Here is a 6,239-nt window from a genome sequence, read left to right on the forward strand (position 1 = left end):
GCCCACCAGCAGCCCGGCCCCGTGGCCCAGCAGCGTGGCCGCCAGCGTCCGCAGTTGCGTGGGGAGGGTGGGCGTGTCGCCCCGCGTGTGGGCGCCGCGCACCAGTTGGTTGAGGGGATCGCCGTCCTCGCGCGGAATCAGCCAGACGTAGGCGGCCCCGACGAGCGGCAGCGCGAGCAACCCCCAGGGCAGGGCCTCCCCGAACGTCATCAGCAGCCCGCCCTCGCCGGGGGTGCCGGGGGGCGAGAAGCCGGTGAGCCAGGCTCCGGCCTCCAGCAACCACTCCAGCCCCAGCCGCAGCCCCACGCACAGCGCCCCCACCAGCCCGCCCAGCAGCACGCTCAGGACCACCAGCCGCCCGGTTTCCAGGCGAATCAGGACGGCGCGGGGCAGGGGAGAACGCATCGCGCTGCATGGTAGTGCAGGGGACCGCGCTCAGGCGGTTGGACCGGGAGGGGTGGGCAGCAAGATCCCCCTACCCCAATCTCCCGCAAGGCCCTCTCCCACGAGGAGAGAGGGTTAGAACTGTATTCGTTCTTGGTGGTCAGAGTCTCTTGGGGCGGGCGGACTCGCGAGGCGCCCCAGCCCAGCGAGTCCACGCCGCCCCACGCCCTACTTCAGCGCCAGCGTGAAGGCCGCCGCGTCCCGCCCCGGCAGGCTGAGGTGCAGCCAGCCCCCGCTCACGCTGACCTTGGCGTCCTGCCCCGTGTACAGGCTGCGGGTCACCCCCTGGGTGCCGCTCCCCAGCCCCAGGGTGTTCAGCCGGATGGAGTACGTCTTGCGCTCGCGGCCCCCGTGCCACGCGGCCAGCACGCGCTCGTCGCCGCTCTGGCGGGTCAGCAGGAGCAGGTCGTCTTCCAGGCGGGCGGGCACGGGCAGCAGCGTCTGGCCCCCCACGCTCAGCGCCCGGCTGGCCTTGCGGGCCGCAATCGCGCCCTGAGCGGCCCCGAACACCTCGCGCTCGGCGGGGGTCCACGCGTTCTCGAAGCGCATGGAGCGGCGGTTGTCGGGATCGCCCCCACCGCGCATGGCGATCTCGGTGCCCTGGTAGATCACCGGGACCCCCCTGAGGGTCATCAGCGCCCGCAGGCCGTAGCGGGTGCGGGCCTGACCCTCGTCCTCGAAGAGGGTTCCCTGGGCGAAGCGCGGCACGTCGTGGTTGTCGAGGAAGAGGGCCACCTCACTGGGGCGCACGAGTTCGTCCTGCCGCGAGAGCACGTTCGCCACGTTCGTCAGGCTGCTGCTGCCCATCACGCTCTGGCGCATCGCTCCTTGCAGGCTGAACAGGAAGAGGCTGTCGAAGCCCGCCTTCTGCCAGTCGGCCACCGTGCCCGTGTCCGCGTCGTACCACTCGCCCAGCGTCCACGTCCCGGCGGCGCGGTCACGGTTCAGCAGCTCGCGCAGGAAGTCGCCCTCCACGTGCTTGATCGCGTCGTAGCGGAAGGCGTCCACGCCCTGTTTCCGCCAGAAGTCGGCGTTCTCCAGCAGGAACTGCCGCACTTCCGGATTGCTCTGGCGCAGGTCGGGCAGGCCGGAGAGGGGGCAGTCCACGTCGCGGTTCTGGGAGGCCGCGCACTGCGCTTCCCCGTTAAACCACGCGGGCTTCTGGCGCACGGTCGGGGCCTCGTAGCCGTAGTGGTTGATGACCTGATCGAGCACGACGCGCATCCCCGCCGCCTTCGCCGCCGCCGTGAACCGCCCGAAGTCGGCCAGGGTCCCGAAGTGGGGGTCCACGTCGCGGAAATCGGCGGGCCAGTAGCCGTGGTAGGGGGCCGTGTCGAAGGAGTTGGCCGTCTGCTGGCGGTAGACCGGGGTCAGCCACACCGCCGTCGCCCCCAATTTCTCGATGTAGGGCAGTTTGGCGGTCAGGCCGGGCAGGTCGCCGCCGTGCCAGGCGCGGAGGTTGGAGCGGTCCACGCCCGCGTTGTTGGCCCTGTCGCCGTCGAAGAAGCGGTCGGGCATGACCTGATAGATGATCTGGCCCTCGAAGGAGGGAAGGGCAGGCGCGGTCTGGGCGGCGGCGGCGGAGGCCAGCAGCAGGGCGGTGAGGGGGAGGGGGCGCATGGGGAGAGGGTAGCGTGTGGGCTCGGTGGGGTTGCTGTGGGGGGGCCGGGCGTCTTGATTGCGGTTTGCCCCTCCCCCCAGCCCCCTCTGCAAGCAGCTCTGCGAGTCCCCAGAAGGAAGGGGGAGCAGCGCTGCGCTCGGCAAAGGGTGTTCCCCCATCTTCCCGCGTTGCTCGGCCCGCCCCCGTTTCCCCCTCCACGCCATCCTTCCGCCCAAGTGAAAGGCCTCGGCGCTCCCCAGGCCGAACGGCTCGTCTGCCTGGAACGTGGACTTGAGGGGTGGGGACGTTGAAGGCGGCTGACACAGAGAAAAGACAGCGTGAGCGAGAGCGGGGGTTGACCCCTTGCCCCTCACCCCGTGTTCCGCACCCCCGCCGCGATGCCCTGGAGGCTCAGCAGCAGCGGGCGCTCGAAGGCGTCTTCCCGTTCGCCCTCGGCGCGGGCGCGGCGCAGCAGTTCGGCCTGGATGCGGTGGATGGGGTCGATATAGGGGTTGCGCAGCCGGATGCTCTCGCGCAGCNAAGGCGTCTTCCCGTTCGCCCTCGGCGCGGGCGCGGCGCAGCAGTTCGGCCTGGATGCGGTGGATGGGGTCGATATAGGGGTTGCGCAGCCGGATGCTCTCGCGCAGCCTGGGCTCGTTGCCCAGCAGCTCGGTTCCCACCGCCTCCTCCACCAGGCGCACCGTCTCGGCGTAAGCCCCTTTCAGCCGCGCGGCGAGGAGGCTGCCTCCGGTCAGGCGCAGGTACTCGTCGAAGATCAGCAGGTCCGTCTTGGCAAGGCTCATCTGCGCGTTGTCCAGCACCGAGCGGAAAAAGGGCCAGTCCGCGTACATGGTCCGGGCCAGCTCGGGGCCGATCTCGCGCAGCCCGTCCGCCAGCCCATACCAGCCGGGGAGGTTGGCGCGGTTCTGCGTCCAGCTCATCACCCAGGGGATCGCGCGGAGGTTGGACAGCGTGGGCGCTCCGGGCCGCCGCACCGGGCGCGAGGCGATGTTCAGGCGCGAGATCTCGTGGATGGGGGTGACGGCCTCGAAGAAGGGGAGGAAGCCGGGGTCGTCCACCAGCGCCCGGTACGCGGCGGCGCTCGCCTCCGCCGCACGGCCCAGCGCGTCCGTCCAATTGGCGGGCGGCTCGGCGGCGGGGCGGGCGGCGGCGAGAATCATGCCGTACAGCGCCTGTTCCAGATTGCGCCGCGCCAGCACCGGGTGGCTGTACTTGTCGGCCAGCGCCTCGCCCTGTTCGGTGAGGCGCAGCCCCGCGTCGATCGTCCCGGCAGGCTGCCCCAGGATCGCCCGCGACGCCGGACCGCCCCCCCGCCCGATGGACGTGCCGCGCCCGTGAAAAAAGCGCCAGCGCACCCCCGCCCGGCGGCAGACCTCGCTGAGCTGCCGCTGCGCCTCGTGCAGCGCCCAGTTCGCGGCCAGGAATCCCGCGTCCTTGTTGGAGTCGGAATAGCCCAGCATGATCTCCTGCACGTCGCCGCCCAGCACCGCCCGGTACTCCGGCAGGGCGAGCAGGTCCGAGACGATCCCCGGCGCTCCCCGCAGGTCGGCCAGCGTCTCGAAGAGGGGCACCGGCAGCACCCGCACCCCCACCTCCCGCGCCAGCAGCAGCGGCTCCAGCACGTCGCTGACGCTCTCGGCCATGCTGATCACGTAGCGCCCGAAGGCGCGGGGACCGCTCGCCCGGATCGCCGCCTGCACCTCGCGCAGCGGCCCGACCGCCGTCTCCAGTTCGGGCGTCAATGCTTTCCCGGCGGGCCACAGCGGGCGGCGGGAGCGCAGCTCACGGGTCAGCACCTCCAGCCGGGCGTGTTCGGGGAGAGCCAGATAGTCGGCCTCCACCCCGGCCGCCGCGAGCAACCTCGCCACCGCCCCCTCCGTCTGTCCACTGTGCTCGCGGATATCCAGGCTGACGAGGTGGGTGCCGAACACGCGGGCCACCGTCAGCAGCGGAGCGAGCAGCCGCTCGGCGCTGCGGCGCTGGCCCTGGGCCTCCAGCCGCTCCCGCAGCGCCTCCAGCCGGGGCACGAGGTCGGGGGCGGTGCCTTCCTGCACCTCGGCGTGGAGGGCCTGGATCCCGGTGCGGAAGGTATCGCCGCTGTCCTCCAACTCCTCCTGGCTGAGGTCGGCGTAGGCGCGGCGCAGGGCGGGCAGCAGCAGCTCACGCGCCCGCTCGCGGTGCAGGGCCAGCGCTCCCCGGGTGGCCTCCGGCGTCACGAAGGGGTTGCCGTCACGGTCCCCGCCCATCCACGAGGAAAAGGAGAGCGGCAGGGTCGCCGCCGTCTCCCGCCCGTACACCCGCCGGAACGCCCGCGTGAGGTCGCGCTGCAACTCCGGCAGCGCCCGCGCGATGGAGGTCAGGTAGGTCAGGCCGCCCTTGACCTCGTCCTGCACGGTGGGCCGCAGCCGCCGCAGCTCGGGGGTGCCCCACAGCGCCTCGACGTGCGCGGCAATCTCCTCGGGGGCGTCCTCGCCCTCCGAATCCGACAGAGCCAGCCCCGGCAGGGCGCGGGCGATCTCGACGAGGTGGTGGCGCACCGTCCGCCGCCGCATCTCGGTGGGGTGGGCGGTGAAGGTCAGGCCCAGGTCCAGCCGCGCCAGCAGCGCTTCCGCCTCGTCCGCCGTGACCCCCTGGGCCTTCAGCTCGGTGAGCGCCCCCTCCAGGCTCTGGGGCCGTACCCCCTGCGTCCCCGAGAGCACCCGCACCCGCTCGTATTCCTCGGCCAGATTGACCAGCTGGAAATACCAGGTAAAGGCCCGCACCAGGTTGGCCGCCGTGCCCGCGTCCAGCCCCTCCAGCAGGGCGTGCAGTTCGGCGTCGTCGCCCCCCGCCCGCACCTCCCGCACGAGGCGGCGCACCTCCTCCACCAGATCGAAGAAGGTCTCGCCCTCCTGCTCCCTGAGCACCTGCCCCAGCGTCCGGCCCAGCAGGTTCACGTCGTGGTTCAGCGCCATTTCAGTCCTCCTCCACGTAACGGTAGCGCTCGGCCGACAGGGCGCGGTTGCCTTCCAACTCCAGCCGCACCGCGTTGAGTTCCGCCGGGCCGCCCGCCACGCTGAAGCGGTGGGGCCGCTCGGTCAGGAACTTCTGGATGGGTCCCTCGGGCGCGGCCCCGATGACGCTGCGGTGCGGCCCGGTGAAGCCCGCGTCGGTCTGAAAGGCGGTCCCGCCCGGCAGGATGCGGGTGTCGGCGGTGGGCACGTGGGTGTGCGTGCCGATCACGGCGGCCACCCGCCCGTCGAGGTGCCACGCCAGCGCCGCCTTCTCGCTCGTCGCCTCCGCGTGCAGGTCCACGAAGACGCTGCCGAGGTCGTCCCGCGCCAGCAGCTCGTCCATCGCCTGAAAGGGATTGGCGACGGCCTCCATGAAGACGCGCCCCAGCAGGTTCACCACCGTCAGCCGCTCGGTGCCTCCCGCCGCCGCCCTCACGTCGAAGGAGCGCCAGCCCAGGCCCGGTGTGCCGGGGTCGGCATAGTTCAGCGGGCGCACGATGGGAAACTGGGTCTCGTCCAGCATCATGGAAAACACGTCCTTGTGATGCCAGGCGTGGTTGCCCAGGGTGATGCAGCCCGCGCCCGCCGCCAGGATCGCCGCCGCCGCCTCGCGGTGCAGGCCGAAGCCCCCGGCAGCGTTCTCGCCGTTGACGATGATGAAATCGAACCCGGCCCGCAGCCCCGGCAGATGCTGGGCCAGCAGCCGCCGCCCCGGCTGGCCGTACACGTCCCCCACAAACAGCACACGCAACATGGCCCAACCTTAGTGGACACGCGGCCCGGCGCCCCCGCTGCCCAGCGGCACGATCACCCTTTCCTCACACCCAAACGTTTATCTTTCCTTCATGCAGATGCTCGCGCTGGTCCCCCCCTCCTCTCCTGCGGTCTGGCCCACCTGTCCCCGTGGGGCGCGGTCTGGTGGGGTTCGTCGGGCAACGGGCGAGGTGCTGGCGCAACTGGCCGAACTGGGGGCAGAGACGGGGGCGGTCTGGACGGCGGCCAACCGGCTGCCCGCACACCCGGACCTTGCCCTCGACGCGGTCGTCGAGATGCTGGCCTCGTTGCAGGGCGGGGGCCGGGGCCACGGGGAGCGGGTGGTGGCCCTGGCCGTCTCGCTGGCCCAGGCTGCCGGGCTCTCTCCCGGGCAGGTCCGGGCGGTGCGCTGGGGAGCGGCGCTGCAC

The 6,239-nt window shown here is 72.0% G+C and carries 2 protein-coding genes and 3 pseudogenes; 1 reads left to right on the top strand and 4 read right to left on the bottom strand.

The annotated features are described in order from the left end of the window. From QOL99_RS14200 to QOL99_RS14215, 4 genes and pseudogenes are all read right to left on the bottom strand, one after another. A pseudogene (locus QOL99_RS14200) lies at positions 1-405 on the bottom strand (chloride channel protein); the annotation flags it as partial. Positions 406-612: 207 nt separating this feature from the next. Then, entirely contained in the window at positions 613-2,064 is a 1,452-nt protein-coding gene (locus QOL99_RS14205; RefSeq protein ID WP_285524780.1) for an alpha-amylase family glycosyl hydrolase, read from the bottom strand. Positions 2,065-2,414: 350 nt separating this feature from the next. Further along, positions 2,415-5,019: pseudogene (locus tag QOL99_RS14210) on the bottom strand (phosphoenolpyruvate carboxylase). A 1-nt stretch (position 5,020) separates the two neighbouring features. Next, positions 5,021-5,812, bottom strand: a complete 792-nt coding sequence (locus QOL99_RS14215; RefSeq protein WP_285524779.1) for a TIGR00282 family metallophosphoesterase — start codon at positions 5,810-5,812, stop codon at positions 5,021-5,023. Between the two features lie 91 nt (positions 5,813-5,903). On the opposite strand from QOL99_RS14215, the pseudogene QOL99_RS14220 reads away from it, so the two are divergent. After that, positions 5,904-6,239, top strand: a pseudogene (locus tag QOL99_RS14220) (hypothetical protein); the annotation flags it as partial.

This window comes from Deinococcus rhizophilus, assembly GCF_030271215.1.
Lineage (GTDB): Bacteria > Deinococcota > Deinococci > Deinococcales > Deinococcaceae > Deinococcus > Deinococcus rhizophilus.

What these genes read in the sequence shown, in the direction of transcription:
- QOL99_RS14205 (WP_285524780.1), bottom strand. Translation starts at nt 2,064, where the DNA reads ATGCGCCCCCTCCCCCTCACCGCCCTGCTGCTGGCCTCCGCCGCCGCC.
- QOL99_RS14215 (WP_285524779.1), bottom strand. Translation starts at nt 5,812, where the DNA reads ATGTTGCGTGTGCTGTTTGTGGGGGACGTGTACGGCCAGCCGGGGCGG.